14 protein-coding genes are annotated in these 16363 nt (G+C 72.4%); 4 read left to right on the forward strand and 10 right to left on the reverse strand.

From position 1 onward, the window contains the following. Window positions 1-28: 28 nt before the first annotated feature. Window positions 29-1420 carry a cation:dicarboxylate symporter family transporter gene (locus BLW47_RS20805; RefSeq protein ID WP_091560732.1) on the reverse strand — a complete coding sequence of 464 codons (1392 nt, stop codon included), beginning with the start codon at window positions 1418-1420 and terminating at the stop codon, window positions 29-31. Window positions 1421-1530: 110 nt separating this feature from the next. On the opposite strand from BLW47_RS20805, the gene BLW47_RS20810 reads away from it, so the two are divergent. Together BLW47_RS20810 and BLW47_RS20815 are read left to right on the forward strand one after the other, a co-directional pair. Next, a complete protein-coding gene (locus BLW47_RS20810; RefSeq protein WP_091560734.1) occupies window positions 1531-3120 on the forward strand; it encodes a sensor histidine kinase in 1590 nt (529 codons plus the stop codon). After that, window positions 3117-3791, forward strand: coding sequence for a response regulator (locus tag BLW47_RS20815; protein ID WP_091560736.1), 675 nt, complete (start codon window positions 3117-3119; stop codon window positions 3789-3791). Before BLW47_RS20810 ends, BLW47_RS20815 begins: the two co-directional genes overlap by 4 nt. Before the next feature lie 87 nt (window positions 3792-3878). On the opposite strand, the gene BLW47_RS20820 is transcribed toward BLW47_RS20815, so the two are convergent. From BLW47_RS20820 to pgsA, 7 genes are all read right to left on the reverse strand, one after another. Continuing rightward, a complete protein-coding gene (locus BLW47_RS20820) occupies window positions 3879-4628 on the reverse strand; it encodes a YebC/PmpR family DNA-binding transcriptional regulator (protein WP_091560739.1) in 750 nt (249 codons plus the stop codon). Between the two features lie 263 nt (window positions 4629-4891). Then, a complete protein-coding gene (gene pdxT / locus BLW47_RS20825; protein WP_091560742.1) occupies window positions 4892-5488 on the reverse strand; it encodes a pyridoxal 5'-phosphate synthase glutaminase subunit PdxT in 597 nt (198 codons plus the stop codon). Between the two features lie 80 nt (window positions 5489-5568). Further along, window positions 5569-6483 (reverse strand): pyridoxal 5'-phosphate synthase lyase subunit PdxS, encoded by a 915-nt coding sequence (gene pdxS, locus BLW47_RS20830; protein ID WP_091560746.1) that lies wholly within the window; start codon window positions 6481-6483, stop codon window positions 5569-5571. A 140-nt stretch (window positions 6484-6623) separates the two neighbouring features. Then, on the reverse strand, window positions 6624-7130 hold the full coding sequence (locus tag BLW47_RS20835) for a hypothetical protein (RefSeq protein WP_091560751.1): 507 nt from the start codon (window positions 7128-7130) through the stop codon (window positions 6624-6626). Between the two features lie 34 nt (window positions 7131-7164). Continuing rightward, on the reverse strand, window positions 7165-8325 hold the full coding sequence (locus tag BLW47_RS20840) for a glycosyltransferase family 4 protein (RefSeq protein ID WP_091560754.1): 1161 nt from the start codon (window positions 8323-8325) through the stop codon (window positions 7165-7167). Between the two features lie 14 nt (window positions 8326-8339). Next, the gene (locus tag BLW47_RS20845) at window positions 8340-9278 is read right to left on the reverse strand and encodes a phosphatidylinositol mannoside acyltransferase (protein ID WP_091560758.1); all 939 of its coding nucleotides are present in this window, start codon (window positions 9276-9278) and stop codon (window positions 8340-8342) included. Beyond that, window positions 9275-9904 carry a phosphatidylinositol phosphate synthase gene (gene pgsA, locus BLW47_RS20850; protein WP_091560762.1) on the reverse strand — a complete coding sequence of 210 codons (630 nt, stop codon included), beginning with the start codon at window positions 9902-9904 and terminating at the stop codon, window positions 9275-9277. Before pgsA ends, BLW47_RS20845 begins: the two co-directional genes overlap by 4 nt. Window positions 9905-10132: 228 nt before the next feature. On the opposite strand from pgsA, the gene BLW47_RS20855 reads away from it, so the two are divergent. Next, a complete protein-coding gene (locus BLW47_RS20855; protein ID WP_091560765.1) occupies window positions 10133-12298 on the forward strand; it encodes an elongation factor G-like protein EF-G2 in 2166 nt (721 codons plus the stop codon). Between the two features lie 103 nt (window positions 12299-12401). Here BLW47_RS20855 and BLW47_RS20860 read toward each other — a convergent pair whose 3' ends face one another. Then, window positions 12402-12872: an HIT family protein gene (locus BLW47_RS20860; RefSeq protein ID WP_091560935.1), complete on the reverse strand. Its 471-nt coding sequence runs from the start codon at window positions 12870-12872 to the stop codon at window positions 12402-12404. A 232-nt stretch (window positions 12873-13104) separates the two neighbouring features. Next, complete coding sequence (gene thrS / locus BLW47_RS20865; RefSeq protein ID WP_091560768.1) at window positions 13105-15102, reverse strand: threonine--tRNA ligase; 1998 nt, start codon at window positions 15100-15102, stop codon at window positions 13105-13107. Window positions 15103-15217: 115 nt separating this feature from the next. Between thrS and BLW47_RS20870 the strand changes: the two genes are divergently transcribed. Further along, window positions 15218-16360, forward strand: a complete 1143-nt coding sequence (locus BLW47_RS20870) for a class I SAM-dependent methyltransferase (RefSeq protein ID WP_245736838.1) — start codon at window positions 15218-15220, stop codon at window positions 16358-16360. The last annotated feature ends 3 nt before the right edge of the window (window positions 16361-16363 follow it).

The following is a 16363-nucleotide window of genomic DNA, read 5'->3' on the forward strand; positions in this document are numbered from 1 at the left end:
CCCTTTGATCAGCGCGGGGGGCGCGGGGTCAGACGTGCTCGGGGGCGCGGGACGGGACGGGGGCGGTGCGCGCCTCGGGGATGGCCGGCGCGGCGGCCTCCGACGCGTCGCGGTCGTCGTCGAGCATCGTGCTCTCGTCGAACGGACGCTCGCCGGCCAGCACGGCCCGCGCCTGGTTGCGGTCGAACTCCCCGGTCCAGGTGCCGATGAGCACGGTGGCGACGGCGTTGCCGGCGAAGTTGGTCAGCGCCCGCGCCTCGGACATGAAGCGGTCGATGCCGACGATCAGCCCCACGCCGTCGACCAGGTCGGGGCGGTGGCTCTGCAGGCCACCGGCGAGCGTCGCGAGACCGGCGCCGGTGATGCCGGCGGCGCCCTTCGACGCGATGATCATGAACACCAGCAGCGAGATCTGCTCGCCGATCGAGAGCGGCTTGCCCATCGCGTCGGCGACGAACAGCGACGCCATCGTCAGGTAGATGGCGGTGCCGTCGAGGTTGAAGGAGTAGCCGGTCGGCACGGTGATGCCGACGACCGGCTTGCTCACGCCGAAGTGCTCCATCTTCGCGATCAGCCGCGGCAGCGCCGACTCGGACGAGGAGGTCGAGACGATGAGCAGGAACTCGCGGCCGAGGTAGCGCAGCAGCGAGAAGATCGACACCCGCGCGACGAGCCAGAGCAGCAGGCCGAGGAAGACCACCACGAAGATCGCGCAGGTGACGTAGAACCCGATCATGATCTGGGCGAGGCTCTTCAGCGCGTCCATGCCGGTCGCGCCGACGACGGCCGCCATCGCGCCGAACGCGCCGATCGGGGCCAGCCACATGATCATCGCGAGGATCTTGAAGACCAGTCGCTGGGCCACCGCCACCGCCCGCAGCACCGGCTCACCGCGGGAGCCGAGGCCCTGCACCGCGAAGCCGACCAGCAGCGACACCAGCAGCGTCTGCAGCACCTGCCCCTCGGTCAGCGCCGACAGCAGCGACGTCGGGATGATCCCGAGCAGGAAGTCGACGGTGCCCTCGCTGGCGCCACCGGCCGCCTTCTGCCCGGCGCCGGCCATCTCCTCGCTCAGGTTCATGCCGGCCCCGGGCTGGATCAGGTTGCCGACGACCAGACCGATGGCGAGCGCCACCGTCGACATCACGAGGAAGTAGCCGAGCGCGAGCCCGCCGACCTTGCCGACCTTGGCGGCCTGCCGCACCGAGCCCACGCCGAGCACGATGGTGCAGAAGATGACCGGGCTGATCATCATCTTGATCAGGTCGACGAAGCCCGTGCCGATCGGCTTCAGCTCGACGGCCACGTCCGGCGCGACGAATCCCAGCGTGATTCCGGCGATCACCGCGACGATCACGAGAATGTAGAGATAGTGAGTGCGATCCCGCCGGGAGCGCGGGGCGGGGGGCTGGCTTTCCATACCGGGAACTGTGGGTTGCATCTCAGCTGAACGCATCATTGCGTTCATTCTGTTCACCATCGCGACTTCCGGACGAAACATCGCCGTGCCGCCGCGCGACACTGGAACACATGTCCGTACGCCGGTGGAGCATCGCGGGGCAGCTCTTCGCCCTGCAGGTCGTCGTGGTCACGCTGCTCGTCGGCGCGGGCACGGTCGGCGCCGTGCTGCTCGCCCGCGAGGACGCCCGCGCCAGCGCCCGCCAGGAGGTGCTCGCGGTCGCCGAGACGCTGGCCCGCTCCCCCGACGTACGCGCCGGGGTCCGTTCCGCCGACCCGTCGCGCGCGCTGCAGCCGTACGCCGACGCCACCCGGCGGGCCACCGGCACCGACTTCGTCGTGGTGATGGCCCCCGACCGCACCCGCTACACCCACCCCGACCCCGGCCGGATCGGTCAGCCGTTCCTCGGCACGGTCGCGCCCGCGCTGGCCGGCCGGCCGTTCACCGAGACCTACGTCGGGACGCTCGGCGAGTCCGTCCGGGCCGTCGTGCCGATCCACGACACCCACGGCCAGGTCATCGCCCTCGTCTCGGTCGGCATCACCACCGAGGCGATCAACCGCGAGCTGCTCCGGCAGGCGCCGGTGCTGCTCGGCGCGACCGCCGCCGCGCTGGCGCTGGCCGGCACCGGCTCCTGGCTGCTCAGCCGCCGGCTGCGCCGGCAGACCCACGGGCTCGGCCCGGCGCAGATCACCCGGATGTACGAGTACTACGACGCGGTGCTGCACTCGGTGCGCGAAGGGCTGATCGTGGTCGACCGGGACCAGCGGGTGGCGCTGGTCAACGACGAGGGTCGGCGGCTGCTCGGGTTCGGCCCGGACGCGGAGCTGGTCGACCGGCCCGTCGCGCAGCTGCGGCTGCCGCCCGCCGTCACCGAGCTGCTCCGCTCCGGCGGGGAGACCCATGACGAGCCGGTGCTCACCGCCGACCGGGTGCTGGTGGCCAACCAGCAGACCACGCTCTTCGAGGGGCGCCCGCTGGGCACGGTGCTGACCCTGCGCGACCACACCGAACTACGGACCCTCGCCGGGGAGCTGGACTCGGCGCGCGGGCTGAGCGAGGCGCTGCGCTCGCAGGCGCACGAGTCCGCCAACCGGCTGCACACCGTGCTGACGCTGGTGGAGCTCGGCCGCACCGACGAGGCGGTGCGGCTGGCGACCGATGAGCTCACGGTCGCCCAGCAGCTCACCGACCGGGTCGTCGCCGCGGTCACCGAACCGGCGCTCGCCGCCCTGCTGCTCGGCAAGTCCGCCCAGGCCGGCGAGCGCGGCGTGGAACTCGTCATCGACCCGCGGTCACGGCTCGACGAGGGCTTCCTGCCCACCGGCGACCTGCTCACCGTGGTCGGCAACCTGGTCGACAACGCCCTGGAGGCGGTCGCCGGGACGCCGACGCCGCGCCGGGTGGAGGTGTTCGTCGGAACCGCCGGCGCCGAGGTCGTGGTCCGGGTCCGCGACACCGGTCCCGGGCTGGACCCGAGCCGGGTCGCCGACGCGTTCCGGCGGGGATGGTCGACCAAGCAGCGCGGCCGCGGACTGGGGTTGGCGCTGGTCGGCCAGGTCGTCGCCCGGCACGGCGGTCGAACGGACGTCACGCCGGCCCCCGGAGGTGGCACTCTGTTCACCGTACGGCTGCCGATCGCGGAAAGGTCCGGCGCGTGACCATCCGGGTGCTGGTGGTGGAGGACGAACCGCTGCTCGCCGAGGCGCACCGGGAGTACACGGAGCGGGTTCCCGGCTTCACGGTCGTCGGGGTGGTGCACACCGCCCGGGCCGCGATGGCGGCGCTGCGCGGCGGCGACACCGCCGACCTCGTCCTGCTGGATTTCCGGCTGCCGGACCTGCACGGCCTGGAGGTGTGCCGGGCGTTGCGCGCGGCCGGCAGCACGACCGACGTGCTCGCGGTCACGTCGGCGCGTGACCTGACGATGGTCCGCGCGGCGGTGGCGCTCGGCGTGACGCACTACCTGCTCAAGCCGTTCACCTTCGCCGCGTTCCGCGACAAGCTGGAGCGGTACGCGGAGTACCGCCGCCAGGTGTCGGCCGAGGGCGAGGTCGCCGCGCAGCACGAGGTGGACCGGATGTTCGCCACGCTGCGCAGCCCCGCGGCGGACACCCTGCCGAAGGGGCTCGGCGCGGAGACGCTGGACACGGTGCTCGCGGCGCTGCGGGCCCGGCCGGGGCTGTCGGCGACCGAGGTCGCGAGCCGCACCGGCACCTCTCGGGTGACGGCCCGCCGCTACCTCGAACACCTCGCCGAGACCGGGCGGGTGGTGCGCGCGCCGCGGTACGGCGGACCGGGCCGTCCCGAGGTGGAGTACCGGCCCGTCTGAGCGCGTCGATCAGGCGCGAGCGTCACGTTTCGGGTACGAAAAAGGCACCGACCAGGGGCCGGTGCCTCCTCCGCGGGCTCGCCGCGGTCAGCCGACGGCCGCCATGACCTCGTCGGAGACGTCGAAGTTGGCGTAGACGTTCTGCACGTCGTCGCAGTCCTCGAGCGCGTCGATCAGCTTGAACACCTTGCGCGCGCCGTCCTCGTCGAGCGGCACGTTGACGCTCGGGATCAGCGAGGACTCGGCCGACTCGTACTCCATGCCGGCCTCCTGCAGCGCGTTGCGCACCGCGATCAGGTCGCCCGGCTCGGAGACCACCTCGTACGCCTCGTCGAGGTCGTTGACCTCCTCGGCGCCGGCCTCCAGGACCGCGAGCAGCACGTCGTCCTCGGAGAGCCCCGCCTTCGGCACGATCACGACGCCCTTGCGCGAGAACATGTACGACACGGAGCCGGCGTCGGCCAGCGAGCCGCCGTTGCGGGTCAGCGCGGTGCGGACCTCGGTCGCCGCACGGTTGCGGTTGTCGGTCAGGCACTCGATCAGCAGCGCCACGCCGTTCGGGCCGTACCCCTCGTACATCACGGTCTGCCAGTCGGCGCCGCCGGCCTCAAGGCCGGAGCCGCGCTTGACGGCGCGGTCGATGTTGTCGTTGGGGACCGAGCTCTTCTTGGCCTTCTGGATGGCGTCGTAGAGCGTCGGGTTGCCGGCCGGGTCGCCACCGCCGGTACGCGCCGCGACCTCGATGTTCTTGATCAGCTTGGCGAACATCTTGCCGCGCTTGGCGTCGATGACCGCCTTCTTGTGCTTCGTGGTCGCCCATTTTGAATGGCCGGACATTAGCCCTCCGTCGTCTTTCCGTGGTCGCCCGCGCCCGTTCCGCGAAGAACCGGCGAACCGGTCGGCCTCCGGCGGATGATGGGCGGAAGGCGATGGCGAGCAGATTGCCCTGCCGAACCGCGACAATCCTACCGGCGGTGACGCCTACCACGCCGCACCCCTGTCCAGGAGTGCCTCCGCCGACTGATCCCCGCGATTCTCGCCGCCGATTGTCATTACGCGTCAACAACCGCACACCCCGCCGCATGCCCGCGGCGGGCGGATCAGGATGCGGCGCGGGCCAGGTCGACGAAGTAGCGGTGCAGGCGGAGATCGCCGGTGAGCTCGGGGTGGAACGAGGTCGCGAGCAGATTGCCCTGTCGGACCGCGACGATCCGGCCGGCGGCGTCGCCGCCCGCGACCCGGCCGAGCACCTCGACCTCGGCGCCGACCGACTCGACCCACGGCGCCCGGATGAAGACCGCGTGGAACGGACCGCCCTCGACGCCGGTGATCTCGACGGGGGACTCGAAGGAGTCGACCTGCCGCCCGAAGGCGTTGCGCCGCACGGTCATCTCGATGCCGTCGAAGCCGCGCTGGTCGGGGCGGCCGTCGAGGACGTTCGTGGCCAGCATGATCATGCCGGCGCAGGAGCCGTACGCCGGCATGCCGCCGGCGATCCGCTTGCGGACGGGTTCGAGCAGACCGAACTCCACGGCCAGCTTGCTCATGGTGGTCGACTCGCCGCCGGGGATCACCAGCGCGTCGACGCTCTCCAACTCCTCCGGACGGCGCACCGGGCGGGCCAGCGCGTCGCACTCGGCCAGCGCGCGCAGGTGCTCCCGGACGTCGCCCTGCAGGGCCAAGACACCGATGACCATTGCGGTCCTTTCCTGGACGGACGTGATTCCTCCGGCACCCGCGTGAGGCGCGGGTGCCGGAGGTCAACGACGGGGGTGGGTCACCAGCCGCGCTCGGCGAGGCGGTGCGGGACGGGGATGTCGTCGACGTTGATGCCGACCATCGCCTCGCCCAGCCCGCGCGACACCTTCGCCAGCATCTCCGGGTCGTCGTGGAAGGTCGTCGCCTTCACGATCGCCGCCGCACGCTGGGCGGGGTTGCCCGCCTTGAAGATGCCGGAGCCGACGAAGACGCCCTCGGCGCCGAGCTGCATCATCATCGCCGCGTCGGCCGGGGTGGCGATGCCGCCGGCGGTGAAGAGCACCACGGGCAGCTTGCCGCTCTCCGCGACCTCCTTGACCAGCTCGTACGGCGCCTGCAGCTCCTTCGCCGCCACGTAGAGCTCGTCCTCGGCCATCGAGGTCAGACGGCGGATCTCCGAACGGATCCTGCGCATGTGGGTGGTGGCGTTGGAGACGTCACCGGTGCCCGCCTCGCCCTTCGAGCGGATCATCGCGGCGCCCTCGGTGATGCGGCGCAGCGCCTCGCCCAGGTTGGTGGCGCCGCAGACGAACGGCACGGTGAACGCCCACTTGTCGATGTGGTTGGCGTAGTCGGCCGGGGTGAGCACCTCGGACTCGTCGACGTAGTCGACGCCGAGCGCCTGGAGGATCTGGGCCTCGACGAAGTGGCCGATCCGGGCCTTGGCCATCACCGGGATCGAGACCGCGTCGATGATGCCCTCGATCATGTCGGGGTCGCTCATCCGGGACACCCCGCCCTGCGCGCGGATGTCGGCGGGCACCCGCTCCAGCGCCATCACCGCGACCGCGCCGGCGTCCTCGGCGATCTTCGCCTGCTCGGGCGTGACCACGTCCATGATCACACCGCCCTTGAGCATCTCGGCCATGCCGCGCTTGACGCGGCCGGTGCCGGTGACCGGTGCGGTGGTGGGCTGCTCAGTGGTCTCGGACACGGTGTTTTGGCTCCTCAACGGCGTGTTCAAGGGATCGTCGAGCCGATCGTACGCGCGGATTGGACGCCGCCCGACAGCCAATCGCCCCCCAGGTGGCCTGCCCTGTGGCCCCCCTCACGCGCGCCCCGCCGGTGATTGGGTCAGCTGACGCGGAGGGCGTCGGCGGCGAGGGTGGGGTCGTCCACGTCGAAGTAGCGGGGCCGGTCGTGCCGGCGCGACATCCGCAGCAGCCGCACCAGCGGGCGCCGCCGCGCCGACAGCGCGTCGCGCACCAGATCGGTGTGCACCTGGCGGGCCAGCGCGAGCCGGCGGCTCGCCGCCACCACGGCGACGACGGCCGGGTCCGGGTCCTCCCCGGCCAGGTCGGTGGCGCGCAGTTGCCGCGTCAGGTCGTTCTCCGCGGCCTCCCGCTCCTCCGGCTCGGCGTCCAGCGCGATCCGCGCCGCGGCGTACAGCTCGACGGCGTAGCGCTCCTCGGCCAGCACCGCGGCCGCGGCCGCGCGGCGCATCAGGTGGGCGTCGAGGGCGCGCCCCGCGGCGGCGGCCCGCTCATGGAGCCGGTCGACCCGCGCGGCCGTCCACGTCAGGTACGCCGTCAGCACGACGACCACGGCGACCACGACCAGCACCCACCACATTCCCGGCATCGTAGTGCGGGCCGCGGCGGGGGCGTGGCCCCGATCAGCGTGGCTCCACCCACTCCTGGTCGAGGACGCCCCCGTCGGTCGCCTCGATCGCGGTCTCGTAGACCTCCAGCACCCGCCGGGCGACGGCGGGCCAGTCGAACGCCGCGACGGCCCCGCGGGCGTGGGCGGCCAGCGCCGTGCGTCGGCCGGGATCGTCGAGCAGCTCCGCCAGGCACCGGCGCAGCGCCACCGCGTCGCCGGTCGGGAAGAGCTGCCCCGCCCGCCCGCCGTCGAGGACCCGGCGGAACGCGTCGAGCTCGCTGGCGACCACGGTCGCGCCGGCCGCCATCGCCTCGGTGAGGATCATCCCGAACGATTCGCCGCCGGTGTTCGGGGCGACGTAGAGGTGGACGCTGCGCAGCATCCGCGCCTTGTCCCGCTCCGACACCATGCCGAGGAACTCGATCCGGTCGCGCAGTTCGGCCGGGATGCCGTGGTAGAGGTCCGCGCGGTCGCCGGGGCCGGCGACCAGCAACCGCAGGCCCGGCCGGTGCGGGGCGAGCGCCACGAACGCGTCCCGCAGGATCGCGAAGCCCTTGCGCGGCTCGGTGAAGCGGCCGAGGAAGCCCAGCGTCCCGCCGTGGCCCACCCCGCACTCCCCCGGCCACCCGGGCAGCGGCGCTGCGTCCGCGAACTTCGCCACCGCCACCCCGTTCGGGATCTCCACGGCGCCGCCGTCCAGGTGCTCCACCTGCACCCGGCGGGCGAGCGCGCTGACGGCGATCCGGGCGGTGATCCGCTCCAGCACGAGTTGCAGCACGCCCTGGGCGGCGGCCATCGCCCGCGACCGGGTCATCGCGGTGTGGAAGGTCGCCACCACGGGGCCGCGCGCGGAGAGCACCGCGAGCAGCGAGAGGCTGAGCGTCAACGGCTCGTGCACGTGCAGCACGTCGAAGTCGCCGCGGGCCAGCCAGCGCCGGACGCGGGCGGTCGACACCGGGCCGAAGGCGATCCGGGCCACCGACCCGTTGTACGGCAGCGGCACCGCCCGGCCCGCCGCCACCACGTACGGCGGCAGCGGTGAGTCCTCGTCGGCCGGCGCCAGCACGCTGACCTCGTGGCCCAGGCCGATCAGGGCCTCGGCCAGGTCCACGATGTGGTTCTGCACACCGCCCGGCACGTCGAAGGAGTACGGGCACACGATGCCGATCCGCACAGCGCCCCTCTCCCTCAGGCCGACTCGGCGGTCGGTTCCGGTGCCGCCGGTGCGGTCTGCGCGGACTGCCGCGGATCGTCCAGCCACATGCGTTGCAGCATGTGCCAATCCTCCGGGTGCCGTGCAATCCCGGCGGCCAAACCGTCGGCGATCTGCTGGGTGAGCGCCCGCACCCGTTGGTCGAGTGGGCCCCGCTCCGGGCCCGGCACCGGCAACGGCCCGTGCAGCCGGCCGCAGGCCGCGTCCGCTTCGTACCACATCGACGCCACGTAGAGCGGCGCGCCGGTGCGGAGCGCGAGCAGCGCCGGCCCGGCCGGCATCCGGGTGCGGCCGCCGAAGAACGTCACCTCGACCCCGCGGGCGGACAGGTCGCGGTCGGCGAGCAGCGGCACCACGTGGCCCTCGGCCGCCCGGTCGGCGAGCAGGTCGATCGGGGCGCGGTCGGCGCCCTCGGTGGGGATGATCTCCATGCCGAGCCGCTCCCGGAACGCGAGGAAGCGCCGGTAGACCCCCTCGGGCCTGAGGCGCTCGGCGACGGTGGTGAGCGGCCAGCCGTTCGCCACCACCCAGGCGCCGGCGGCGTCCCAGTTGCCGGCGTGCGGCAGCGCGATGATCGCCCCGCGCCCGGCGGCCACGTCCGCGGCCAGCAGCTCGGCGCCGTCCAACCGGAAGCCGCGCAGGATCTGCTCCCCCGACAGCGACGGCAGCCGGAACGCCTCCATCCAGTACCGGGCGTACGAGCGCAGCCCCGCCCGGACCAGCGCGTCGAGCTCGGCGTCCGGCACCTGCGGACCCACCACGCGGCGCAGGTTGGCCGCGAGGCGCTGGGCGCCCCGGCCGCCGGAGCGGTGGGCCCGGTCCGCGCCGACGCGGAAGGCCGCGGCGGCGACCGGCGCCGGCAGGGTACGCACCAGCCGCCAGGCGGCGGCGTAGCCGAGCTCGACGAGGTTCACGCGTCGGCGCTCTGAGTCGCGCGCCGGCTCTGCCGGTAGACGTGCAGGATCCGCTGCGCGACCGTGACGACCGACAGCACCGCCAGCACCCAGAGCGCCGCGGGCAGCCCCCAGTCGAGGTGCACCCCGCTGAGCAGGCCGCCGACCCCGACGGTGATCAGGCGTTCGGGGCGCTCGGCGATGCCGACGTTGCAGGTCATCCCGAGGCCCTCGGCGCGGGCCTTCACGTACGAGACGATCTGCCCGGCGGTCAGACAGATCAGCCCGGCGACCGCCCCCCAGTGGTGGCCGGTGACCGCCAGCCAGTAGGTCACCGCCCCGAAGATGGCGGCGTCGGCGACGCGGTCCAGGCTGGAGTCGAGGAACGCGCCGAACGTCGTCGAGCCGCCGGACAGCCGGGCCATCGTGCCGTCGAGCATGTCGGTGAGCGCCGAGAGCGTGACGATCACGAGACCGGTGATGAGATGACCGCGAGCGCCGAACCCGAGCGCACCGACGAGGACGCCGACGGTGCCCGCCACCGTGACCGCGTTCGGGGAGACCCCGAGTCGCAGCAGGCGCCGGGCGACGGGTTCGACCACGCGGGTCATGCCGGCCCGCGCCGACACTCTGAAGATCTTCGCCATGGCGGTCCCACGATAGCGGTCCTGGCCACGCCGGCCGAACAGCCGGGCTCCCTACTTCCCGGGTCGGGGTTGTGCACGGGGCGTCGCGGGTGTGGGATCGCAATGGGACGGTGAGCTACCTCACCCGGACACGGTTCACGTTAACGGCAGATGACCACCCACCTGACGATGTCGCCGCTGAAATCATCCGCGAACGCCCCACCATCCACGCGCTAGGGAGGTGCGCCGATGGCGCAGAAGAGTCAGGAGAAGGGACTCACCGGCCCCGCGCCGGTGGTGGACGAGCCCGGCAGGGTCCGCAACGTGGTCGTGGTCGGCCATTCCGGCGCCGGCAAGACCACGCTGGTCGAGGCGCTGCTCGAGGTGACCGGCACGATCAGCCGGGCCGGTGGCGTCACCGAGGGCACCACGGTGTGCGATCACGACCCGGCGGCCGTACGCCAACAGCGGTCGGTGGCGCTGTCCTGCGCGCCGCTGCTGCACGACGGGGTCAAGGTGAACCTGCTCGACACCCCCGGCTACGCCGACTTCGTGGGCGAGCTGCGGGCCGGGCTGCGCGCCGCCGACGCCGCCCTGTTCGTGGTCGGCGCCGTCGACGGGATGGACGCCGCGACGGTGACGCTGTGGGAGGAGTGCGCGGCGGTCGGGATGCCGCGGGCCGTCGCGGTGACGCGGCTGGACCACCAGCGCGCCGACTTCGACGAGACCGTGGCGCTCTGCCAGCGCGTCTTCGGCGACAACGTGGTCCCGCTCTACCTGCCGATGCTCGGCGACGACGGGGTCTCGACGGTCGGCCTGATGGGGCTGATCACCCAACGCGTCTTCGACTACTCCGCGGGCTACCCCCCGGAGGTGCGCGAACCGGACCCCGAGCACCTGCCCGCCATCGAGGAGGCGCGCAGCGAGCTGATCGAGGGGATCATCGCGGAGAGCGAGGACGAGACGCTCATGGACCGGTACCTCGCCGGCGAGCAGATCGACGTCTCCGTCCTGATCGAGGACCTGGAGCGCGCCGTGGCGCGCGGCCACTTCTACCCCGTCGTGCCGGTCTGCGCCGGGACCGGCGTCGGGCTCGACGCGCTGCTGGAGGTCCTCACCGCGGGGTTCCCGTCGCCGCGCGAGCACGAGCTGCCCGCCGTCACCGGCGTCGACGGCTCGCCGCGCCCGCCGCTGACCTGCGACCCGGACGGGCCGCTGGTCGCCGAGGTCGTCAAGACCACCATCGACCGGCACGTCGGCCGGGTCTCCCTGGTCCGGGTCTTCTCCGGCACGCTGCGCCCCGAGGCGACCGTGCACGTCTCCGGTCACGGCATGAGCGAACGCGGCCACCCCGACCACGACGCCGACGAGCGGATCTCGCACATCTACTCGCCGCTCGGCGCCGCCCTGCGCGAGGTGCCGTACTGCGTCGCCGGCGACATCTGCGCGATCACCAAGTCGGGCAGCGCAGAGACCGGTGACACGCTGTCGCAGAAGGACCAGCCGCTGCTGATCGCCCCGTGGGAGATGCCGGAGCCGCTGCTGCCGGTCGCGATCGTGGCGAAGACGCGGGCCGACGAGGACGCGCTGGCCAAGAACCTCGGGCGGCTCGTCGCCGGCGACCCGACGATGCGGTTGGAACGTAACTCCGAGACCCACCAGCTGGTGCTCTGGTGCATGGGCGAGTCGCACGCCGACGTGGTGCTCGACCGGCTCCGCGGCGGCGGCGTGGAGCTGTCGACGGAGCCGGTGCGGGTCGCGCTGCGCGAGACGTTCACCGCCGCGTCCAAGGGGCACGGCCGGCACGTCAAGCAGTCCGGCGGGCACGGCCAGTACGCGGTCTGCGACATCGAGGTGGAGCCGCTGCCGCCGGGCGCCGGCTTCGAGTTCGTCGACAAGATCGTTGGCGGTGTGGTGCCGCACAACTACATCCCGTCGGTCGAGAAGGGGGTACGCGCCCAGATGGAGCGCGGCCTGATCGCCGGCCATCCCGTGGTGGACCTGCGGGTGACGCTCTTCGACGGCAAGGCGCACAGCGTCGACTCCTCCGACGCGGCGTTCCAGACCGCCGGGGCGCTGGCGCTGCGCGACGCCGCGGAGAAGGGCGACGTCACGCTGCTGGAGCCGGTCGACGAGCTGGTGATCCGGGTGCCGGACCCGTTCGTCGGCGCGGTGATCAGCGACATGTCCGGACGGCGCGGCCGGGTGCTCGGCACCGAGCCGGACGCCGGCGGCGAACGCACGCTCGTCCGGGCCGAGGTCCCCGCCACCGAGCTCGTCCGGTACGCGGTCGAGCTGCGGTCGATGACGTCCGGCGCCGGCACCTTCCGGCGGTCGTTCGCGCGCTACGAGCCGATGCCGAGCCACCTCGCCGAGCAGGTCCGGGCCGAGCATCTGACCCGCACCGGCCACTGACGCCGCTCCCGCCGTCCGGGTGGGCCCCTGGCGGCGGAGTGACGGCGACCCTGACCCGCCCGCGGCTGCCCGGCGCCGGCCGGGCAGCCGCCCGCCGGCGCGGCTACTCCGTCCAGGCGGCGGCGAGCAGGTCCCGGGTGTCGGTGAGCAGCTGCGGCAGCACCTTGGTCCGCCCGATCACCGGCATGAAGTTCGCGTCCCCGCCCCACCGCGGCACGACGTGCTGGTGCAGGTGTGCGGCGATCCCCGCGCCGGCGACGCCGCCCTGGTTCATGCCGATGTTGAAGCCGTGCGCGTTGCTGACCCGCCGGATCACCCGCATCGCGGTCTGGGTGAAGGCGGCCAGCTCGGCGGTCTCGGCGAGGTCCAGCTCGGTGTAGTCGGCGACATGCCGGTAGGGACAGACCAGCACGTGGCCGGGGTTGTACGGATAGAGGTTCAGCACCGCGAAGACCGCGTCGCCGCGGGCCACCACGAGGCTGTCCTCGACGCGGTCGGGGGCGAGGCAGAACGGGCAACCGGTCGGTTTCTCGTACCCCTCGGCGGGACGGTCCGCCCCGGAGATGTAGGTCATCCGGTGCGGCGTCCAGAGCCGCTCCAGGCCGTCCGGGGTGCCGGTCTCGGCGTGCTGCGCAGTCACGCCGATGATCCTACGGTGACCGCACCGGTTTCACCCCTGGGCGCTGACCATGCGGGGGCCCGCCGTGGCGTCGATCAGCCGGCGATCGTGCAGTGGTGGGCGGTGACGGGAGCCGGATACCGGCACCGGTCGCGCACCACCACTGCACGATCGACGTGGCGATCAGTCAGGACGCGGACGGGCCGATGTTGGTGCGGGAGCGGACCACGTCGGTCACGTGGGCGACGGCCTCGGCGAGCGGCACGCCGTTGCGCTGCGAGCCGTCGCGGTAGCGGAAGGAGACCGTGCCGTCGGCGACGTCCTGGTCACCGGCGATCACCATGAACGGGATCTTCTGCTGCTGCGCCGTGCGGATCTTCTTCTGCATCCGGTCGTCGGAGGTGTCGACCTCGGCGCGGATCCCCTGCTCACGCAGCGACGCGACGAACTCGTCGAGGTAGGCCGCGTGGTCGTCGCGGATCGGGATGCCGACCACCTGCACCGGCGCCAGCCAGGCCGGGAAGGCGCCGGCGTAGTGCTCGGTGAGCACGCCGAAGAACCGCTCGATCGACCCGAAGAGCGCACGGTGGATCATCACCGGCCGCCGCCGCGTCCCGTCGGCCGCCGAGTACTCCAGCTCGAACCGCTCCGGCAGGTTGAAGTCGACCTGGATCGTCGACATCTGCCAGGTCCGCCCGATCGCGTCCTTGGCCTGCACCGAGATCTTCGGGCCGTAGAACGCCGCGCCGCCGGGGTCGGGCACCAGGGTGAGGCCGGACTCCTCCGCTGCGGAGCGCAGCGCCTCGGTGGCCTTCTCCCAGTTCTCGTCGGTGCCGACCGACTTCTCCGGGTTGCGGGTGGAGAGCTCCAGGTAGAAGTCCTCCAGGCCGTAGTCGCGCAGCAGCTCGAGCACGAACTGCAGCAGGGACTTCAGCTCGCCCGCCATCTGCTCCTCGGTGCAGAAGATATGCGCGTCGTCCTGCGTCATGCCCCGCACCCGGGTCAGGCCGTGCACCACGCCGGACTTCTCGTACCGGTAGACCGTGCCGAACTCGAACATCCGCAGCGGCAGCTCGCGGTAGGACCGCCCGCGCGACCGGAAGATCAGGTCGTGCATCGGGCAGTTCATCGGCTTCAGGTAGTACTTCGCGCCCTCCATCTCCATGGGCGGGAACATGCCGTCGGCGTACCAGCCGAGGTGGCCGGAGACCTCGTACAGATTGCCCTTGGTGATGTGCGGCGTGTTGACGAACGAGTAGCCGGCCTGCTCGTGCTTGATGCGCGAGTAGTTCTCCATCTCCCGGCGGATGATCCCGCCCTTGGGGTGGAAGACCGCCAGCCCCGAGCCCAGCTCGTCGGGGAAGCTGAACAGGTCCAGGTCCGCGCCGAGCTTGCGGTGGTCGCGGCGCGCCGCCTCCTCCAGCAGCTTCAGGTACGCCTTGAGCGCGTCCCGGGTGGGCCAGGCGGTGCCGTACACGCGCTGCAGCTGCGGGTTCTTCTCCGAGCCCCGCCAGTACGCCGCGGCGGAGCGCATCAGCTTGAACGCGCCGATCAGCCGGGTGGACGGCAGGTGCGGGCCCCGGCACAGGTCCGACCAGCAGGTCTTGCCGGACTCCGCGTCGAGGTTGTCGTAGATCGTCAGCTCGCCGCCGCCGACCTCCATCACCTCGGCGGAGTCCACGTCGCCCTTGATGTCGACGAGCTCCAGCTTGTACGGCTCGTCGGCGAGCTCCGCCTTCGCCTCGTCCAACGACGCGAAGCGGCGGCGGCGGAAGCGCTGCCCGGACTTGATGATCTCCTGCATCCGCTTCTCGAGCTTGCCCAGGTCGTCCGGGGTGATCGGCGAGGCCACGTCGAAGTCGTAGTAGAAGCCGTTCTCGATCGGCGGGCCGATGCCGAGCTTGGCCTCGGGAAAGACGTCCTGCACGGCCTGGGCGAGCACGTGGGCGGTCGAGTGTCGCAGCACGTTGAGCCCGTCGGGCGAGTCCATCGGGACGGCCTCGACGGTCACCTCGGACTCCGGCGCCCAGTCGAGGTCGCGCAGCCGGCCCTCGGGGTCGCGGACCACGACGATCGCCTTCGGCCCGTTGGCCGGCAGGCCGGCGGCGGCCACCGCGTCGGCCGCCGTCGTCCCGGCCGGGACGACGACGGAGTCGGCCACAGCGGGGGTACGGGGTTCGGACACGGTGACTCCTTCGATTCAGGCGATCCGGGTGGACCCGGGGTTTTCGGCTCCCCGATGCTATCGGTCCTGGTTTCTACTGCCGGCGGGGACGCGACGACGGCGTTACATTGACGCTGTGGGTCCTTCGGACATGGTCACCGTCCTGCAGCGCAGGTACGACACGTTTTTCGCCGGACGCCCCGCGGTGCCCTTCGCGGTCGCGCCGGCCGGCGGGGGCACGCACGTCTTCGGCGCGGGCGACCCGCAGTTCACCATCCGCGTCACCGACGCGCGCGGCGCCCGGGCGCTCGCCGCTCTCGACCAGTTCGCGGTCGCGGTCGCGTACCTGCAGGGCTGGCTCGACGTCGACGGCGATCTCGCCGCCGCGCTGCGGATGCGCGCCTTCTTCACCGACTTCCACCCGGTCGCCTGGTTCTCCCGCTTCGTGCCCGCGTTGCTGCGCGGCGGTCGCGAGGACGACCGGCGCGCCATCTCGCACCACTACGACGAGGAGTCCGAGTTCTTCCTGACCTTCCTCGACACCCGGCACCGCTGCTACACCGAGGGGGTCTTCGCCGCCGACGACGAGCCGCTGGAAGACGCGATGACCCGCAAGATGGATCTCGCGCTGGACGCGATCGGGGTCAAGCCGGGCGACCGGGTGCTGGAGGTCGGCGGCGGATGGGGCGCGTTCGCCGAGCACGCGGCGCGGCGCGGCATCGAGGTGACCACGACCACGCTGTCGACGGAGTCGGAGCGCTACCTGACCGAGCTGTTCGCCCGCGAGCAGCTGCCGGTGCGGGTGGTCCGGCAGCACATCTTCGGCTACACCGCCGACCGGCCCTACGACGCGATCGTCAACATGGGCGTCACCGAGCATCTGCCCGACTACCGCACCACGCTGCGCAAGTACGCGGAGCTGCTGCGCCCCGGCGGGCACGTCTACCTCGACGCGCTGGCGATGCGCCGTAAGCACATCGCGTCGACGTTCATGAAGCGGTACGTCTACCCCGGCCGTTCCGCGCCGCTGCTGCTGCACCAGTATCTGCGCCAGGTCGCGCGCTCGCCGTTCGAGCTGCTCAGCGTCACCGATGACCGGCACAACTACTACCTGACCTGCCGGGAGTGGGCGCGCCGGTTGGACGCGGCGCGCGACGACATCGTGCGACGCTGGGGCGAGCCGCTCTACCGGCGGTTCCGGCTGTTCCTGTGGGGCTCGGCGGCGGGCTTCGACACCGGCCTGGTCCAGGCCTACCGCTGGGTGCTCCGGCTGCCCTGAACC

Origin of the sequence: Micromonospora pattaloongensis (assembly GCF_900107255.1) — a bacterium.
Taxonomy (GTDB): Bacteria; Actinomycetota; Actinomycetes; order Mycobacteriales; family Micromonosporaceae; genus Micromonospora_I; species Micromonospora_I pattaloongensis.